Origin of the sequence: Mycolicibacter nonchromogenicus (assembly GCF_002101775.1) — a bacterium.
Classification (GTDB): Bacteria; Actinomycetota; Actinomycetes; order Mycobacteriales; family Mycobacteriaceae; genus Mycobacterium; species Mycobacterium nonchromogenicum.
In genome coordinates, this window is the sequence record NZ_LQPI01000022.1 from 13,421 (window position 1) to 30,295 (window position 16,875).

The window sequence follows — 16,875 nt, forward strand, 5'->3', positions numbered from 1 at the left end:
GTTCACATGGCAACCGGTCGCTGCAGAGGAGGTTTGGTGCATGGATCAGTTCCCAACGATGGGGGTGCCCGACACCGGTGACACAGCCTGGATACTGACAAGCGCCGCCCTAGTGCTCTTAATGACGCCAGGTCTGGCGTTTTTCTATGGCGGCATGGTCCGGGTCAAGAGTGTCCTGAACATGATCATGATGAGTATCAGCGCCATGGGCGTGGTGACCGTACTGTGGGTTCTTTACGGTTACTCCCTCGCCTTTGGCAACGATGTGGGCAACGTCGTCGGAAACCCGACGGACTACTGGGGACTCAAAGGTCTCATCGGCATCGACGGAGTCGCTGCCGATCCCGCCAGCGGTACCGCTGCGTTTGAGATACCGCTGGTCGGCACAGTCCCCGCAACAGTCTTTGTGGGCTTCCAGATGATGTTCGCGATCATCACGGTCGCGTTGATCTCGGGAGCGGTGGCCGACCGAATGAAATTCGGCGCGTGGCTGCTGTTCTCCGCACTGTGGGTCACCATCGTGTATTTCCCCGTCGCCCACTGGGTCTTCGCCTTCGACGAAGGCACCGCTGAGTACGGCGGTTGGATCGCCAACAAGATCCATGCGATCGACTTCGCGGGCGGCACCGCGGTGCACATCAATGCGGGTGTCGCGGCACTGGTGCTGGCAATCATCCTGGGCAAGCGCCAGGGATGGCCGACACTTCCGATACGGCCGCACAATCTGCCCCTGGTGATGCTCGGCGCCGGCCTGCTGTGGTTCGGCTGGTACGGATTCAACGCCGGGTCGGCGGGTAGTGCCAACGGAGTCGCCGGCTCGACGTTCGTCACCACCACGGTCGCGACGGCTGCTGCGATGCTGGGCTGGCTGCTGGTGGAGCGAATCCGCGACGGTCACGCCACGCTGTTGGGTGCCGCTTCGGGAATTGTGGCCGGATTGGTTGCGATCACCCCGTCTTGTGCGGCGGTCGACGTCGTCGGCAGCTTGGTCATCGGCGTCGTGGCGGGCATCGTCTGCGCCCTGGCAGTGGGACTGAAATACCGCTTCGGCTTTGATGACTCGCTCGATGTCGTGGGCGTGCACCTGGTCGGTGGTCTTGTCGGAACCCTGCTGATCGGACTGGTCGCGGCTCCCACCACGGCTGCCATCTTCGGTGAAGACGACGTGTCGGCCGGCCTGTTCTACGGCGGTGGTTTCGACCAGCTGTGGCGCCAGTCCATCGGCGCGTTGAGTGTCTTGGCGTACTCGGCCGTCGGAACGACGATCGTAGCCTTGATCGTCAAGTACACCATCGGCCTGCGAGTGGACGCCGAGGATGAGGCTTCGGGCATCGATGAGGCCGAACACATCCAAAGCGGCTACGACCTCGTGGGCGCTGGCAGTGCGGTTGTTGCTTACTCGGGTGAAGAGAGGAGAGAACATGAAGTTGATCACCGCGATCGTCAAGCCGTTCACGCTGGAGGACATCAAGACTGGTCTGGAAGAAGCCGGAGTGCTGGGGATGACGGTCAGTGATGTCCAGGGTTACGGCCGGCAGAAGGGCCACACGGAGGTCTACCGTGGCGCTGAGTACTCCATCGACTTCGTTCCCAAGGTTCGGGTCGAGGTACTCGTCGATGACTTCGCCGCAGACAAGATTGTGGACGTCATCGTGCGAGCTGCGCACACCGGCAAGATCGGCGACGGCAAGGTCTGGGTCAGCCCGGTGGAGTCGGTGGTCCGGGTGCGCACCGGCGAGCGCGGCGCCGACGCGGTCTGAGTCGGTAGTCCGGTCTTCGGTAGCCCGATCCGAGGCGGTGTAGACACCATGAGCCGCGGGGGACCAACCACCAGCCCGAAGCAACGTCCACGGAGTTGCTCGGCAGCCGACCTGGCCGCGATTCGAGCGGGATTGCGGGCTGCGACGTCCGCACAGTGGGATTCGACCGCACTGCGCCGGGTATACCGGCAGGTGCACGAATCGTGGTTGGTCGCCAAGGCCACCGAGATCGGTGTCGTGGCCGGCAGCGGTTTCGCCTTGGTCGCAACCGGCTCGTTGGGTCGTCGCGAGTTGCTTCCGCACTCCGACTTGGACCTGTTGCTGGTGCACGACGGCATGCCGGGCGGTGCCGTCGGGCGCACGGCGGATCTCCTCTGGTATCCGCTGTGGGACGCCAATGTTCGTCTCGATCACAGCGTCCGGACGGTTCCGCAGGCTCTGGAGGTCGCAGATTCCGACCTCCTGGCCGCCCTGGCCATGCTGGACGCACGCCATATCGCCGGGGACAAGCAGGTGTCGGCTCGCCTCATCTCCGGGGTCCGAGCGCAATGGCGCGCCGGAATCGGCACGCGCTACGGGGAACTCGTCGACCTGGCACATTCTCGGTGGCAGCGCAGCGGGGACATCGCCGGCAACGCGGAACCGGATCTGAAATGTGGCCGCGGGGGGTTGCGCGATGTTCAGCTACTCGATGCGCTGGCCCTCGCGCAGGTTCCCGGTCGCTCGACTGTGCGTCGGCCCGGGGGCCCGTTGCGCAGCGCCTATCGGACGCTGCTCGATGTCCGCACCGAGGTCCACCGGGTCTGCGGCCGCGGACATGATCTCCTCTCGGCCCGTTACACCGAGCAGGTGAGCGCCGCACTGGGGCTCGGAGACAAGGCCGACTTGGCAACAAGGCTCTCGGGTGCGGCCCGCACGATCAGCCAACGCGTCGACGCCGAACTGTGGGCCACGGCCAGCTTGTTGCCGCGTCGCGGCATGGTGGCGCTTCGGGCGTGATCTTCGTGCATTAGCAGTGTTTTTGCTGGCGGCGATTGGCGGGACCTGAACAGGTCCCGCCAATCGGCGTATTTGAGTCAAATGCCAAGGTGGTTTCGCGTCGACGACTTGACCTTTGGCTTGTTCGAATCGAGTCAGACCCGTGAGGACCGCCGAGCCGGAATCTGACGACGTGATACGGGCGTGTCGCGTCGTGGAATTCCGGCTCGCGGGGAGCCTGGCGGGCCTGGCAGGGCTTTTTCGGGGCGTCCAAACGATCCAGTGGCTCGACGAAGCCGGCCACGACCCCGTTGCGGTTGGGCTCCTTGTGGGCGGCGTGAGCGGTCCTTGGACACCCAGCCGACACGGACCGCCGGCTGCCCGGGCCCGTCCCGCATGTCCCCCTCCGTGTCCGGTCATGAACCGCCGGGCACTAGCTCCGGCGCCCGGCCCCCAGGTGTCGACACAAACTCCAAAACCCGGAGAGGACCAGGGCCGAGAAACCACCGCCCTGGCGCTCCCTGGCCATAGGGTTCCCGCCGGCATTCGGTGGGACTAATTCCCCAAATTGATTCGTCCCCCGCGGCGGTGAGGTCGCGATTGAGATCGGTCCGCCCCCGCAATCGCGATAGGGCTGCGCTCAGAGACGACCAGAGCGCGTAATTCCTGCCATTTGATCGAAATGTCCTTCAATGCACAAATGGCCTCTGACCTGCGGAAAATGGCGCGGGAAGGCGAGCCGTCTCAGAGTTCTATCAGAAATGGAACGTACCTTGTGTGAGGGGGTGGAAACACGAACGAAACATCGAAAACACGGACGAAACATTGAGGATGGCGATGAGACACTTCCGCAGGATGACCGCAGCGCTGCTGGGAACCGCCGGCGTCGCTCTGATGGTTCAGCTCGCGGGTGCCGACATGGTCGGCGCCGCGGTGGCAGCTCCAGTCCCCAATAGCGTCTTTGCGCCCGTTCCGGGCGCATCCCCAGCCGACCCGAATGCCTGCATCATCGGCCTCAACTGTGGCTGCATCCGGGGCCGTACCTGCCCGGGTGACCGGCGCAGAAATGCAGTACGCCCCCCTGAGGTCCGGCTCGACGGGGCTCCCGTCATCGCCGGCGACCCTCAGGAGGGCGCACCGAGGTCTGTTAGACCATGACCTGCTTGGGCATCACCGTGGGCCGGAAGCCGTAGCGGGGGCCACCGGTACCGGCGCCGCCACGTCCACCCGCACCCACCGGGGCCATGCCGGCCGCCGGGGCGGCGTGCATCTCGGCGGCCTCGTCGGCAGCAACCGTCCAGCCCGATCCGGTCGATGCCGCGACCTGGCTGCCCGCTGCGGACGACCAGCCTGCCGGTACCGACATGCCGCCCATCGTGGAGGCCTGGCCCAGTCCGGCGGCCACCGGTGCTCCGCCCAGGGCACCTACCGGCTGGGTCATGCCGGCCAGCACGCCGGAGCCCAGGCCGGCCGCAAGGCCGTCGGTGCCGGTGACGTCGGACGCCAGGGCAGCCGCAGGGGCAAGGGCGAGCGTGTGGCCCAGTGACACCGCCGTCGGGATGGTGGTGGTCACGAACCAGGCTGCGGTGTTCACGCCGCTGTTGATGATGTTGGCGAAGAACGGAGTGCCGAGGAACAGGTCGACCGCATTCCCCAGGTCGGTGATCGCTTCGGCGGATCCGGGGGCAGCGAGTCCATTCAGTGCGCCCGTCAGCGTGCCGAGAGTGTGGTTCAGCTCCTGCTCGACCCCACCCGTGGCGGAGCCGGCAGTCGACAGCGCCGCGCCGACCAGGTTGGTGGTCTGGGGTGCCGGAGCCACCGGGGTCAGCGTCGAGGCGCTCGACGATGCGGTGGTGTAGCCGAACATCGCCAAGGTGTCCTGGGCCCACATCTCCAGGTACTGCGCCTCGGTTGCCAGGATCGCCGGGGTGTTGATGCCCAGGAAGTTCGTCGCGACCAGGGCGGCCAGCTGTGCCCGGTTCGCGGCGATCACCGGCGGAGGAACGACGGCCGCGCGAGCGGCTTCGAACGCTCCGGCCGAGGCCAACGCCTGCGAGCTGGCCTGGAAGGCGGCCGTCGCAGTGGTCTGCAGCCAGGTCAGGTAGGGCTCGACGGCGGTGACCATCGCCGCTGACGCCGGACCGTTCCAGTCTTCGCCGGCCAGCTCGGCGATCACCAACTGGGCCGATGCGGCCGCTTCCTCCAGCTGAGCGGCCAGGCTGCTCCACGCAGCGGCGGCCGACATCAGCGGTGCGGAACCTGCTCCGGTGTACAGCCAGGTGGAAATGACCTCAGGGGGTAGTGCTCCGAAATCCATATGCGTATCCCGTTCTCGTCGGTGGGGCAGGTTTCCTAAACGTTTGCCGGCTTTGGCATGACGGTGTGCTTGACTCCATAGCGCGGGGCGCCGAACTTCCCGACGCCGCGGCCGGCTCCGGCGGCGGCCATAGCGGCCGGGACGGCCCCCATGGCGGGCATGCCGGCCATGCCGTGCGGGGCAGCGACGGCGCTCGCCGCGGCCGCCGCAGCCAAGCGGCCCGGGGCCGCAGCGGCGGAGGCAGCCTGAGCGGCCGCGGTCTCAGCGGCCCAGGCGGGCGGCGCAGACAGGGCTCCGACGCTGGTGGCCTGTGCCATACCGGCCGCCACGGGCAGTGCGCCGACCGGCGTCACCACGGGCGCTTCGTAGCCCATGAGGCCGGCAGCCCCCTCGGCGGCGATCTCCTCGGGGAAGTCGAGCAGACCACCACCGGCCAGACCCAGCAGGGCCGAACCCGCCGAGGCCCAGTTGCCCACACCGATGTTCTCGATGTTGGCCAGGTTGCTCGACAGGTAGGAACTGCTGCCCTCGGTCGGAACGCCGAGCAGGGTGTACAGGATCCAGTCCATGATCGAGTCGGCCTGCGCGGTGGCCTGGTTGGTGGCCTCGGCGGTGTTGTACGCAGTGGCGTTGAGGCCCAGGACCTGCACCAATTGCTGGTGGACCGCTTGGGCCTGCTCGCTGATCGTCTGGTAAAGAGTCCCGTAGGTCGAGAACACCCCGGCCTGCAGCAACGACACCGGGTCGGAACCGGCGGGGGCGATGACGGTGGTCGGGATCGCCGCGGCACCGTTCTCAGTGGCCAGCGCTTCACCGATCCCCGCCAATTGCCCGGCCGCGTAGGTCATGGCTTCGGGGAGAGCTTTAACGAACGACATGCGTCCTCCTCGCAAATGGCCGGTCTCGTCTTGGTTATCCGGCGTGCTGGCTTGTGATGCGCAAAGCTTCGCAGAGATATGAGCCACCATCGCGATTGGTAACAATTACTTAGCGGTTGGGTGTGAATCCTTAACGGATGCGTATTCACCGTGAATCCCATGAAACAGGGGATTAACGAATGGGTATTGCTGCCTTAACGGTGCGAAGTTTCTAACACCGTCGTAACAATTAATTCGCTGCGGAGGGTTCCGCGAAGGCGTTCCTGGGGATCGCCTGGCACCAAGACGCTGCCGTCGATGTCGCCTCGGCCCGCCCGCCCGCCACACGAGCAGATATAGGCTGGCGGCGTGTTTGAATCCCTCTCCGATCGGTTGACCGGGGCCCTGCAGGGGCTGCGCAGCAAGGGCCGTCTCACTGACGCCGACATCGACGCCACCGCCCGCGAGATCCGGCTGGCTCTTCTGGAAGCCGACGTCTCGCTACCGGTGGTGCGCGCCTTCATCGGCCGGATCAAGGACCGTGCCAAAGGCGCCGAGGTGTCCGGCGCGCTCAATCCTGCTCAGCAGGTCGTCAAGATCGTCAACGAGGAGCTCATCGGCATCCTCGGTGGGCAGACCCGGCAGCTGGCATTCGCCAAGACCCCGCCGACGGTGATCATGCTCGCCGGTCTGCAGGGTGCGGGAAAGACCACGCTCGCCGGAAAACTGGCCACCTGGCTGCGCGGCCAGGGGCACACTCCGCTGCTGGTGGCCTGCGACCTGCAACGCCCCGGCGCGGTCAACCAGCTGCAGGTCGTCGGGGAGCGCGCCGGCGTCACGGTGTTCGCCCCACACCCGGGGACCTCGGTCGCCGGTGATGCCGGCACGCCCGGCGACCCGGTCGCCGTGGCCGCCGCCGGTCTGGCCGAGGCCAAGGCCAAGCACTTCGACGTCGTCATCGTCGACACCGCCGGGCGTCTGGGTATCGACGAGGAGATGATGGCCCAGGCCGCCGCCATCCGCGATGCGGTGCAGCCCGATGAGGTGCTGTTCGTCCTGGACGCCATGATCGGCCAGGATGCGGTCACCACCGCCGATGCCTTCCGAGAAGGTGTGGGCTTCACCGGGGTCGTGCTCACCAAGCTCGACGGCGACGCCCGCGGCGGTGCGGCACTGTCGGTGCGGGAGGTCACCGGCGCGCCCATCCTGTTCGCATCCACCGGTGAGAAGTTGGAAGACTTCGACGTCTTCCACCCCGACCGGATGGCCAGCCGCATCCTGGGCATGGGTGACGTGCTCAGCCTGATCGAACAGGCCGAGCAGGTCTTCGACGCCCGCAAGGCCGAGGAAGCGGCGGCCAAGATCGGCTCCGGCGAGCTGACTTTGGAGGATTTCCTCGAGCAGATGCTGGCGATCCGCAAGATGGGCCCGATCGGCAACCTGCTGGGTATGTTGCCCGGCGCCGGCCAGATGAAGGACGCGCTGGCCGCCGTCGACGACAGCCAACTGGACCGGCTGCAGGCCATCATCCGGGGTATGACCCCGGCCGAGCGGGCTGACCCGAAGATCATCAACGCCTCCCGGCGGCTGCGCATCGCCAACGGCTCGGGCGTCACCGTCTCGGAGGTCAATCAGCTCGTCGACCGGTTCTTCGAAGCCCGCAAGATGATGTCATCGATGATGGGTGGCCTGGGCATGCCCGGGCTGGGCCGCAAGAGCGCGACTCGCAAAGCCAAGGGCAAGGGCGGCAAGAAGGGCAAGAACCGCGGCCCGACCCCGCCGAAGGTCCGGGGACTGTTCGGCCCTGGCGGCCCGGGGATGCCCGCCGGTTTCCCAGACCTGTCACAGATGCCCGAAGGGCTCAACGAGCTGCCGCCCGGGCTGGCCGACTTCGACCTGTCCAAGCTGAACTTCCCGGGGCAGAAGTAATTTGGCGCTGCACGTCTGTGGGCGCGGGCTGCCCGATGAACAGCCTGTCGAGTACTGGATCGTCGACGGCACGATCAGCCTCGAGCCGGTCGCCGGAGCCGAGACCGTCTTCGCCGACGGCTGGATCATCCCGGGTCTGGTCGACGCGCACTGCCACGTCGGGATCGGCCCCGGCGGTCCCGTCGACATCGACGAGGCGCTGCGCCAGGCCGAGACCGAACGGCGCGCCGGTGTCCTGCTGATCCGTGACGCAGGCTCGCCGGTCGACACCCGCGCATTCGACGACCGTGCCGACCTGCCGCGCATCATTCGCGCCGGCCAGCACCTGGCCCGCACCAAGCGCTACATCCCCGGGCTGCCGATCAACGTCGACGACGAGGATCAGCTTCCGGAAGTCGTTGCTGCCCAAGCAGTTCGCGGTGACGGTTGGGTGAAGCTGGTGGGGGACTGGATCGACCGCGGGGTGGGGGACCTGGCCCCGCTGTGGTCTGATGACGTGTTGCGCAGGGCCATCGATGCCGCGCACGCCAACGGGGCGCGGGTCACCGCGCACGTGTTCGGCGAGGACGCGCTGCCAGGCCTGATCAACGCCGGCATCGACTGCATCGAGCACGGCACCGGTATCACCGACGACATCATCGAGCTGATGCTGGCCAACGGCACGGCCCTGGTGCCGACGCTGATCAATATCGACAACTTCCCGGGGATCGCCGACTCGGCGGCCAAGTACCCCACCTATGCCGCCCACATGCGCGCGCTGCACGCCACCTGTCGAACCCGGATCGGCGCCGCCCGGGAGGCGGGCGTGCCGATCTACGCCGGCACCGATGCGGGCGGCATGGTGGCCCACGGCCGGATCGCCGACGAGGTCGACGCCCTGTCCGGGGTGGGCCTCAGTGCGACCGAGGCGCTGGGAGCGGCCTGCTGGGCTGCCCGGCGCTGGCTGGGGGCACCGGGGCTCGAGCAGGGCGCTCCTGCCGACCTGGTGTGTTTTGCCGACGATCCGCGCAGCGGCCCCGAGGTACTGCGGCAACCCGATCTGGTGATGCTGCGCGGCCAGGTGCGCTGAGCGCCTTCACCGGTCAGGTTCCTACAAGCTGCCGATGCTCGACATCGGGCTCTGCGCGAAACCCCAGTCCAGGAGGGCAGTCGCCTGGTCCCAATAGGTCGGTCCGCCTTCACGGATGAGTCCGTACATCATCGCGACCACCAATCGTCGGCCGTCGCGGCTCGCCCCGCCGACATAGGTCTTGCGGGCAGCGTCGGTGAAGCCCGTCTTGCCGCCGAACGCTCCGGGATAGCGGGACAACAGCTCGTTCATGTTCACGATCGGACGCTCGCCGGAGTCGGTGGGGAACGTCGCCGCCGGCTGCGCGGTGATCTCGGCGAACACCGGGTGGGCCATCGCAGCCCGGAAGATGACCGCCAGGTCGTGCGGGGTGCTCGCACCCGGGCCGCCGGGGCCGTCCAGCCCGGAGGGCGTGGTGGCGTGGGTGTCGGTCGCGCCGACCGCAGCGGCCTTGGCGTTCATCTTCGCCACCGCCGCCTCGGGCCCACCGAGCATGTCGGCCAGGGCGTTGGCGGCGTCGTTGCCCGACACCAGCAGCAGACCTTCCAGCAGCTGTCGCGCCGTGTAGCTGTGGTCGGCCTTGACCCCGACACAGTTGCACTCCACCTGGGTGTCGGCCGGGGTGGCGACCATGGTGTCGTCGAGATTCAGCTCGTCGAGCACCACCAATGCCAGCAGGACTTTGATCGTGCTGGCCGGGGGCGTCGCGGCGTAGCCGTTCTGCTCGGCGAGCACCTGCCCGGAATCCATGTCGGCGATGAGCCAGTTCGGTGCCGGGCCGACGGGCACCGCCGCCGAGCCCAGGGGCTGCGCGATGTCGGCGTGCGCAGTCAGGGCGGGGGAGGCGAACACGGTTGCGAGGGCCGCGATTGCGGCCAAGATTTTCCGCATGGCGGCTTACCTTACCGCCGTGGTGTTGAATCGAGGAGTGCTGAGCCAACAGGAAATCTCGGACCGTTGGGAGATCCAGCAGCTGCTGGTCGACTACTCGACCGCGATCGACACCCGCAACTTCGACGGGCTGGACGCGGTCTTCACCCCCGACGCCTACATCGACTACCGCGCCCTGGGTGGTATCGACGGCCGCTTCCCCGAGGTGAAGGCTTGGCTGGCCGAGGTCCTGCCCAATTTCGCCACCTACTCCCACATGCTCGGCCTGCCGGCGATCCGCGTGGACGGCGACAGTGCCACCGCGCGCACCTTCTGCTTCAACCCGATGGTGTTCAGCGCAGAGAACGACCCGATGATGCTGGTGGGGCTGTGGTACGACGACGAGTTTGTCCGTACCGCCGACGGCTGGCGGATGAGCAGGCGGTCGGAGACAAAGTGCTTCCAGAAGATGCCCTGAGCCGATTTCTGCTGACGGGCCTGCTTCTGGCACAATGGGGCGCTGTCCGCCGTGCGACGCGACCTGTCATCGGTTCCGCGCGGGCGTGACACCACCACGCGAGGCAAAACCGGATGTGGGCAAACCCGCCCGCATCGCTGAATTGCAGCGTGTTACCGCAGGAGTTATTCATGGCTGTCAAGATCAAGCTCACCCGTCTCGGCAAGATCCGCAATCCGCAGTACCGCATCGCGGTTGCCGACGCGCGCACTCGCCGCGACGGCCGCGCCATCGAGGTCATCGGTCGCTACCACCCGAAGGAAGAGCCGAGCCTGATCGAGATCGACTCGGAGCGCGCCCAGTACTGGCTGTCGGTCGGTGCCCAGCCCACCGAGCCGGTTCTCAAGCTGCTGAAGATCACCGGTGACTGGCAGAAGTTCAAGGGCCTTCCCGGCGCCGAGGGCCGTCTGAAGGTCAAGCCGGCCAAGCCGAGCAAGCTGGAGCTGTTCAACGCCGCGCTGGCCGAGGCCGAGGGCGGACCGACCACCGAGGCCACCACCGCCAAGAAGAAGAAGGCGCCGGCCAAGAAGTCGGCCGACAAGGCTGAGGCTCCCGCCGAGGACGCCGCCGCCGAGGCTCCCGCAGCTGAGGCCGCCGAGTCGGCCGGCGAGAGCTGACCGCGGCTATGAGTGCCGTGGTGGCAGACGCCGTCGAGCACCTGGTGCGCGGCATCGTCGACAACCCCGATGACGTACGGGTCGACATGGTGACCAACCGCCGTGGCCGCACCGTTGAGGTGCATGTGCACCCCGACGACCTGGGCAAGGTAATCGGTCGCGGCGGTCGCACCGCCACTGCGTTGCGCACCCTCGTCGCCGGTATCGGTGGGCGCGGCATCCGCGTGGACGTGGTGGACACCGACCGGTAAGTCGACCGGCTCATGGAGCTGACGGTCGGGCGGGTGGTCAAAGCCCATGGCATCGGCGGCGAACTCGTCGTCGAGGTCCGCACCGACGATCCCGAACTCCGGTTCGCGCCCGGTGCGACGCTGCACGCCCGCAAATCCGGTGCGCCCCAACGCGACTACGTCGTCGAGTCGGTTCGCCCCCATGGGGCGCGCCTGCTGGTGCGGCTGGCCGGGATCGGCGACCGCAACAGTGCCGACGGGTTACGCGGCAGCATTTTCGTCGTCGACTCCGCCGACCTTCCGCCGATCACCGAACCGGACACCTACTACGACCACCAACTCGAGGGTCTACAGGTGCGCACGGTGGCGGGGGAGGCGATGGGCACCGTGACCGAGGTGCTGCACACCGCCGCCGGGGAGCTGCTCGCGATCAAGCGGACCGACGGCCGGGAACTGTTGGTCCCGTTCATCGCCGCCTTCGTGCCGTCGGTGTCGCTAGCCGACAACGCCGTGGTGATCGAACCGCCCGACGGGCTGCTGGAGCTGGACGGGTAAGACGCGGCATGAGAATCGATGTCGTCACGATCTTCCCCGACTACCTGGCCCCGATCCGTCAATCATTGCCCGGCAAGGCAATTGAGTCCGGGATGGTCGAGTTCGAGGTCCACGACCTGCGGCGCTGGACCCACGATGTGCACCGCTCGGTGGACGACTCGCCCTACGGCGGCGGCCCCGGAATGGTGATGAAGGCTCCGGTCTGGGGTGATGCGCTCGACGAAATCTGTTCGGAGCGGACCCTTCTCGTCGTCCCGACCCCGGCGGGAAGGCTGTTCGACCAGAACACCGCGCAGCGTTGGAGCACAGAAGAGCACTTGGTGTTCGCCTGCGGTCGCTACGAGGGCATCGATCAGCGGGTGGCTGAGGACGCCGCGCGGCGGATGCGCGTCGAAGAGGTGTCGATCGGTGACTATGTGCTGGCCGGCGGGGAGCCCGCGGTCCTGGTGATGCTGGAGGCGGTGCTACGGCTCATGCCCGGTGTGCTCGGCAATCCGGCATCGCAGCGGGACGATTCGCATTCCCCCGAGCGCGATGGGCTGCTGGAGGGGCCCAGCTACACCCGCCCACCGAGCTGGCGCGGCCTGGATGTGCCTGATGTGCTGCTCTCCGGCGACCACGCCCGGATCAACGCCTGGCGTCACCAGGCCGCCCTTGAGCGAACCCGTGAACGCCGTCCGGACCTGTTGGACGAGTAGCCACGGCCGGTCTTCCGACACTCGACGCCACTGGGACCCATTCACCGTGCTCGAGCCGGAATCTCACGACACGACACGCCGTCGCGGCGTCGCCAGATTCCGACTCGGCGAGGTGGGGCGCCGCGGGGCGAGGCAAACCGCCTAGATACCGCCTAGATTCGGCCACCCGGGAAGATGGTCTTCACGGCCTCGGTGATGGTGGTGCGCGCGGTGGCGTCGTCGCTGGGCTGCAGTGATTCGATCACCACGATGTAGCGATGATCCGCCCCGACCACACCGGTCGACAGGTGCATCCAGTTGTTGCCGATGCAGCACATCCAGCCCTGCTTCACCGCCACCGGCTCGGCGTAGAGGCCCTCCGGGATCCCGAATCGCTGCGGGTAGCCGTCGAGGCCGCTCGGGGTGGACAGCGCCAGGTCGCTCATGATCATGCTGGCCTTGGCCGGCGGCAGACCGCCGGAACCGTTGAGCAGCATGTCGTAGTAACGGGCCAGATCCGGGGCGCTGCTGATGGTGTTCCACCAGGCGCCGTTCGACGGCGGGGAGGTGTCGGTCAGGCCGTAGCGGCCAGCCACCCGGGTGATGATCGCGTTGCCGCCGTTCTGGTTCCAGAACGTCTCGGCCGCCCCGTCGTCGGAGGCACGCAGCATGGAATCCAGAGCAGCCTGCTCGTCGGGCGACAAGCCGCCCTCTTCCCGGAGCAGCAGGTCGTCAGCGATGAACAGCTTGGCGACCGACGCGGTGGCGATCGGCCGGGTGTTGCCGTTGGTGACCAGCTGGTGCGTGATGCGGTCCAGCACCGCCACCGAGATGTTGGCGCCGACCTTGGCGGCATCGTCGGTGGCTTCCTGCATGCGCGCCGCGAGGCCGTCGATCACTGCGGCCGGCTGAATCGCAGGCGCCCGGGGAACCTCGATCGCCGTGGCCACCGGCGCCACCTCGGGGGCGCGGTACGGCGTCGGCCGTTTGGCGTCAGCGCCATAGACCTTCTCGTCGCAGCCGAACACCACCGTGGAAATCACCATGACAACGGTCAGCAGAAGCATCGATGGCCGCACGGCGGGTGGCCTCCTCAACAGGTATCAGTCGCGTAATCTGCGCCGACATCGGGTTTACGGGCTCGCCACGCTGCTGCCATCGGCCCGCCGCATAGATTACCGCGTGGGCCTGGGGATCGCCCAGTTCGGTCGCGTCAGAATTATCACGATGTCGTGGTTCGGTGTGGAACGACCAGCGGCGATTTGCGCGATTTCACTGGTTGGGCTGCGTCTGGCACAATTGAGCAGTTGTCGCCTGCGGTTGATTCTGCAGCGGAGTCCTGGCGTCCCGGTCACCGCACTGCGCGACAACATGCCCGAACCCATCGGCTCGGTGACCGTCTGCATGCTCACACGCGTGTCGGCCGGTCCGAAGCCGCGACCTGCGAGGAAGTGTTTCCGCAATGAACACGCTGGACATCGTCGACAAGGCGTCGCTGCGCGACGACATCCCGGCCTTCGCCCCCGGCGACACGGTCAACGTGCACGTGAAGGTGATCGAGGGCTCCAAGGAGCGCATCCAGGTGTTCAAGGGTGTGGTCATCCGCCGGCAGGGTGGCGGCGTTCGCGAGACCTTCACCGTCCGCAAGGAGAGCTACGGCGTCGGCGTGGAGCGGACCTTCCCGGTGCACTCGCCCAACGTCGACCACATCGACGTCCTGGTCCGCGGTGACGTTCGGCGCGCCAAGCTGTACTACCTGCGTGAGCTGCGCGGCAAGAAGGCCAAGATCAAGGAAAAGCGCTGATCTTGCCCGCGCCCCTCTCCAGTGGGGTTACGGCCTCCGGTCGGTCATCGGTGCCGCTGACGCGGTCATTACCCTGATCTCGTGACCGAAACCACGGGCTCATCACCCGAAAGTTCCCCCGAGGACGCCGAGGTTGCCGACGCGCCCGAGGACGGCAAGCACAGCACGCTGCGCGAGTCGGTCGTGCTGGTCGCGATCGCGCTGGTGTTGTACTACCTGATGCTGACGTTCGTGGCGCGCCCGTACCTCATTCCGTCGGAGTCGATGGAACCGACCCTGCACGGCTGTCACGGCTGCGTGGGGGACCGGATCATGGTGGACAAGGTCACCTACCGGTTCACCACGCCGCAGCCCGGCGATGTGGTCGTCTTCCGCGGCCCCCCGTCGTGGAACGTCGGCTACAAGTCGATCCGCTCGACCAACACGCCGGTGCGCTGGGTGCAGAACGTCCTGTCGTTCATCGGATTCGTCCCGCCTGACGAGAATGACCTGGTCAAGCGGGTCATCGCGGTAGGCGGTCAGACGGTGCAGTGCCGTAACGACACCGGTCTGACCGTTGACGGCAAGCTGCTTCACGAGCGCTACCTGAACCCGGCCACGTTGATGGTCGACCCGATGGTCTATCCCTGCCTCGGTAACGAGTTCGGTCCGGTGACGGTACCGGAGGGCCGGTTGTGGGTGATGGGCGACAACCGCACCCACTCGTCGGACTCGCGGGCGCATTGCGACTCCGTGCAGGCCCAGCCCGATGTGCGACGCCGGATCCTGTGCACCGGAGAGGATCTCGACGCCGGTACGGTGCCGGTGGCCAACGTGATCGGCAAGACCAGGTTCATCGCCTGGCCGCCGTCGCGCTGGGGACTGGTGCCGTCGATAAACCCGCAGCAGGGCCCGTAGCGATGGCTCCGGCCTGGCCACCGCGCACGGTGATCCGTCGTTCACCCGGGCTGCGCACTCTGGAGTCGGCGTTGTACCGCAGTGGACTGGGTCCGGTCGCCGGTGTCGACGAGGTTGGTCGCGGCGCCTGCGCCGGGCCGCTGGTGGTCGCCGCCTGTGTGCTCGGGCCGGGCAAGCCGGCGGCGCTGGCCGCGCTCGACGACTCCAAGAAGCTCACCGAGAAGGTCCGCGAGCAGCTGTATCCGCTGATCTGCCGGTATGCGCTGGCCTACCATGTGGTGTTCATCGAACCTGCCGACGTGGACGCCCGTGGGGTGCACGTGGCCAACATCGAAGGCATGCGGCGTGCCGTGGCAGGCCTGTCGACGCGACCGGGATATGTGCTGTCCGACGGATTCCGGGTGCCGGGGCTGCCGATGCCCTCGCTTCCGGTGATCGGCGGCGACGGGGCGGCGGCATGTATCGCCGCGGCGAGCGTGCTGGCCAAAGTCAGTCGGGACCGATACATGGTTGCCCTGGACGCCGACCACCCCGGCTACGGCTTCGCGGTACACAAGGGCTACTCCACCGCGGCGCACACCGCGGCACTGTCTGCGTTGGGACCGTGCAGTCAGCATCGCTTCTCGTTCATCAACGTGCGCAACGTGGCGATGTCCGCGGCGACGGCGACTGGGACAATGGGGACGAACCGAACAGAAGGACGGCTGAGCAGATGAGTGCCGAAGATCTCGAGAAGTACGAAACCGAGATGGAACTCTCGCTGTACCGCGAATACAAGGACATCGTGGGGCAGTTCAGTTACGTGGTGGAGACCGAACGGCGCTTCTACCTGGCCAACAGCGTGGAGATGGTGCCCCGCAACGCCGACGGCGAGGTGTACTTCGAGCTTCGGCTGGCCGATGCCTGGGTGTGGGACATGTACCGCCCGGCCCGGTTCGTCAAACAGGTGCGGGTGGTGACCTTCAAAGACGTCAACATCGAAGAGGTCGAAAAGCCCGAGCTGCGGCTTCCCGAGTAGCGGCCCAGCTGCCGGAATGAACATCCCCGCACGGGCTCTCGCTTGGGTCTAGGCTGACACCATGACTGCTGTCGACCGTGCCGTCTCCCGCCGTGAAATCGCAGATGCCCTGCTCAAGGCCATGGAACGCCGCCATGAGGTACTTGACGTGATCGTCGACTCCAACGACCGCGCGTCGGCCGTGCAGGCGATCGCGAACCTGCTGGGCGTTTCTCCGCTGGGCTGCGAAGCCGTGATCGGAATGTCGCTGGATCAGCTCACCAAGGACTCGCGCGACACGATCGCCGATGAGCTCAACGACTTGAACAACGAGCTGACGTTCACCCTCGGCGACCGGCCCGCCAGCTCCGGCGAGACCCTGGCACTTCGGGTGTTCTCCGGTGAAGAGGACCGAGACATTCTGGCGGATCGGACCACGGATGTCGGTGCGAGCGCCGACGGGTCCGGCCGGCCGGCCGACGATCTCGCCGACGAGATCCGCTCGGCGCTGGCCCGTGTCGACGACGAAGACGCGGCGCTGTTCGTCGCGGTCGACGGCGGGCAAAAGGTGGGCATGGTCTTCGGCGACCTCTACCACGGTGAGGTCAACGTGCGGATCTGGATCCATCCCGAACACCGCAAGAAGGGCTACGGCACCGCGGCATTGCGCCGTGCCCGCTCCGAGATGGCGGCCTATTTTCCCGGTGTGCCGCTGGTCGTCCGCGCACCGGGCGCGCACACCGGCTAAACCGCAGGCGCTCCCGCACCAGCCGGTGTGGATGAAATCCCAACTGGGGATAA

The 16,875-nt window shown here is 67.0% G+C and carries 19 protein-coding genes; 15 read left to right on the forward strand and 4 right to left on the reverse strand.

The genetic code is table 11. The annotated features are described in order from the left end of the window. Window positions 1-40 precede the first annotated feature (40 nt). The 3 genes from AWC18_RS01965 (at window position 41) to AWC18_RS01975 (ending at window position 2,759) form a co-directional block, all read left to right on the forward strand. Window positions 41-1,516, forward strand: coding sequence for an ammonium transporter (locus AWC18_RS01965; RefSeq protein WP_064998509.1), 1,476 nt, complete (start codon window positions 41-43; stop codon window positions 1,514-1,516). Continuing rightward, window positions 1,422-1,760 carry a P-II family nitrogen regulator gene (locus AWC18_RS01970; RefSeq protein WP_064998510.1) on the forward strand — a complete coding sequence of 113 codons (339 nt, stop codon included), beginning with the start codon at window positions 1,422-1,424 and terminating at the stop codon, window positions 1,758-1,760. Before AWC18_RS01965 ends, AWC18_RS01970 begins: the two co-directional genes overlap by 95 nt. 132 nt (window positions 1,761-1,892) lie before the next feature. Continuing rightward, complete coding sequence (locus AWC18_RS01975; RefSeq protein ID WP_420093294.1) at window positions 1,893-2,759, forward strand: [protein-PII] uridylyltransferase family protein; 867 nt, start codon at window positions 1,893-1,895, stop codon at window positions 2,757-2,759. A 1,126-nt stretch (window positions 2,760-3,885) separates the two neighbouring features. On the opposite strand, the gene AWC18_RS01980 is transcribed toward AWC18_RS01975, so the two are convergent. Both AWC18_RS01980 and AWC18_RS01985 read right to left on the reverse strand, forming a co-directional pair. Then, entirely contained in the window at window positions 3,886-5,055 is a 1,170-nt protein-coding gene (locus AWC18_RS01980; RefSeq protein WP_085137328.1) for a PPE family protein, read from the reverse strand. Window positions 5,056-5,090: 35 nt separating this feature from the next. After that, complete coding sequence (locus AWC18_RS01985) at window positions 5,091-5,933, reverse strand: PE family protein (RefSeq protein ID WP_064999036.1); 843 nt, start codon at window positions 5,931-5,933, stop codon at window positions 5,091-5,093. Window positions 5,934-6,281: 348 nt separating this feature from the next. Here AWC18_RS01985 and ffh point away from each other — a divergent pair, with 348 nt between their 5' ends. Both ffh and AWC18_RS01995 read left to right on the forward strand, forming a co-directional pair. Then, window positions 6,282-7,841, forward strand: a complete 1,560-nt coding sequence (ffh, locus tag AWC18_RS01990) for a signal recognition particle protein (protein WP_085137331.1) — start codon at window positions 6,282-6,284, stop codon at window positions 7,839-7,841. Window position 7,842: 1 nt separating this feature from the next. Further along, window positions 7,843-8,910, forward strand: a complete 1,068-nt coding sequence (locus AWC18_RS01995; RefSeq protein WP_085137333.1) for an amidohydrolase family protein — start codon at window positions 7,843-7,845, stop codon at window positions 8,908-8,910. 21 nt (window positions 8,911-8,931) lie between these two features. Here AWC18_RS01995 and AWC18_RS02000 read toward each other — a convergent pair whose 3' ends face one another. After that, window positions 8,932-9,801 (reverse strand): D-alanyl-D-alanine carboxypeptidase family protein, encoded by an 870-nt coding sequence (locus AWC18_RS02000; RefSeq protein WP_064999033.1) that lies wholly within the window; start codon window positions 9,799-9,801, stop codon window positions 8,932-8,934. Between the two features lie 37 nt (window positions 9,802-9,838). Between AWC18_RS02000 and AWC18_RS02005 the strand changes: the two genes are divergently transcribed. The 5 genes from AWC18_RS02005 (at window position 9,839) to trmD (ending at window position 12,397) form a co-directional block, all read left to right on the forward strand. Next, the gene (locus tag AWC18_RS02005) at window positions 9,839-10,258 is read left to right on the forward strand and encodes a nuclear transport factor 2 family protein (protein ID WP_064999032.1); all 420 of its coding nucleotides are present in this window, start codon (window positions 9,839-9,841) and stop codon (window positions 10,256-10,258) included. A gap of 170 nt (window positions 10,259-10,428) precedes the next feature. Next, window positions 10,429-10,914, forward strand: coding sequence for a 30S ribosomal protein S16 (rpsP, locus tag AWC18_RS02010; RefSeq protein ID WP_064999031.1), 486 nt, complete (start codon window positions 10,429-10,431; stop codon window positions 10,912-10,914). A gap of 8 nt (window positions 10,915-10,922) precedes the next feature. After that, window positions 10,923-11,165 (forward strand): RNA-binding protein, encoded by a 243-nt coding sequence (locus AWC18_RS02015; RefSeq protein ID WP_019736217.1) that lies wholly within the window; start codon window positions 10,923-10,925, stop codon window positions 11,163-11,165. Window positions 11,166-11,177: 12 nt separating this feature from the next. Further along, window positions 11,178-11,699 carry a ribosome maturation factor RimM gene (gene rimM, locus AWC18_RS02020; protein WP_085137335.1) on the forward strand — a complete coding sequence of 174 codons (522 nt, stop codon included), beginning with the start codon at window positions 11,178-11,180 and terminating at the stop codon, window positions 11,697-11,699. Window positions 11,700-11,707: 8 nt separating this feature from the next. Beyond that, window positions 11,708-12,397: a tRNA (guanosine(37)-N1)-methyltransferase TrmD gene (gene trmD, locus AWC18_RS02025; protein ID WP_085137337.1), complete on the forward strand. Its 690-nt coding sequence runs from the start codon at window positions 11,708-11,710 to the stop codon at window positions 12,395-12,397. 152 nt (window positions 12,398-12,549) lie between these two features. Here trmD and AWC18_RS02030 read toward each other — a convergent pair whose 3' ends face one another. Beyond that, complete coding sequence (locus tag AWC18_RS02030) at window positions 12,550-13,443, reverse strand: serine hydrolase (RefSeq protein ID WP_064999045.1); 894 nt, start codon at window positions 13,441-13,443, stop codon at window positions 12,550-12,552. Window positions 13,444-13,838: 395 nt separating this feature from the next. Here AWC18_RS02030 and rplS point away from each other — a divergent pair, with 395 nt between their 5' ends. The 5 genes from rplS to AWC18_RS02055 all read left to right on the forward strand — a co-directional run bounded on the left by rplS (window position 13,839) and on the right by AWC18_RS02055 (window position 16,822). Continuing rightward, on the forward strand, window positions 13,839-14,180 hold the full coding sequence (gene rplS / locus AWC18_RS02035; protein WP_046320174.1) for a 50S ribosomal protein L19: 342 nt from the start codon (window positions 13,839-13,841) through the stop codon (window positions 14,178-14,180). Between the two features lie 81 nt (window positions 14,181-14,261). Then, on the forward strand, window positions 14,262-15,077 hold the full coding sequence (gene lepB / locus AWC18_RS02040) for a signal peptidase I (protein WP_064999028.1): 816 nt from the start codon (window positions 14,262-14,264) through the stop codon (window positions 15,075-15,077). A 2-nt stretch (window positions 15,078-15,079) separates the two neighbouring features. Continuing rightward, on the forward strand, window positions 15,080-15,793 hold the full coding sequence (locus AWC18_RS02045; protein ID WP_064999027.1) for a ribonuclease HII: 714 nt from the start codon (window positions 15,080-15,082) through the stop codon (window positions 15,791-15,793). Further along, a complete protein-coding gene (locus tag AWC18_RS02050) occupies window positions 15,790-16,095 on the forward strand; it encodes a DUF2469 domain-containing protein (protein WP_012393608.1) in 306 nt (101 codons plus the stop codon). The genes AWC18_RS02045 and AWC18_RS02050 overlap by 4 nt, the downstream gene beginning before the upstream one ends. A 61-nt stretch (window positions 16,096-16,156) precedes the next feature. After that, window positions 16,157-16,822, forward strand: a complete 666-nt coding sequence (locus tag AWC18_RS02055) for a GNAT family N-acetyltransferase (protein ID WP_085137340.1) — start codon at window positions 16,157-16,159, stop codon at window positions 16,820-16,822. Window positions 16,823-16,875 lie beyond the last annotated feature (53 nt).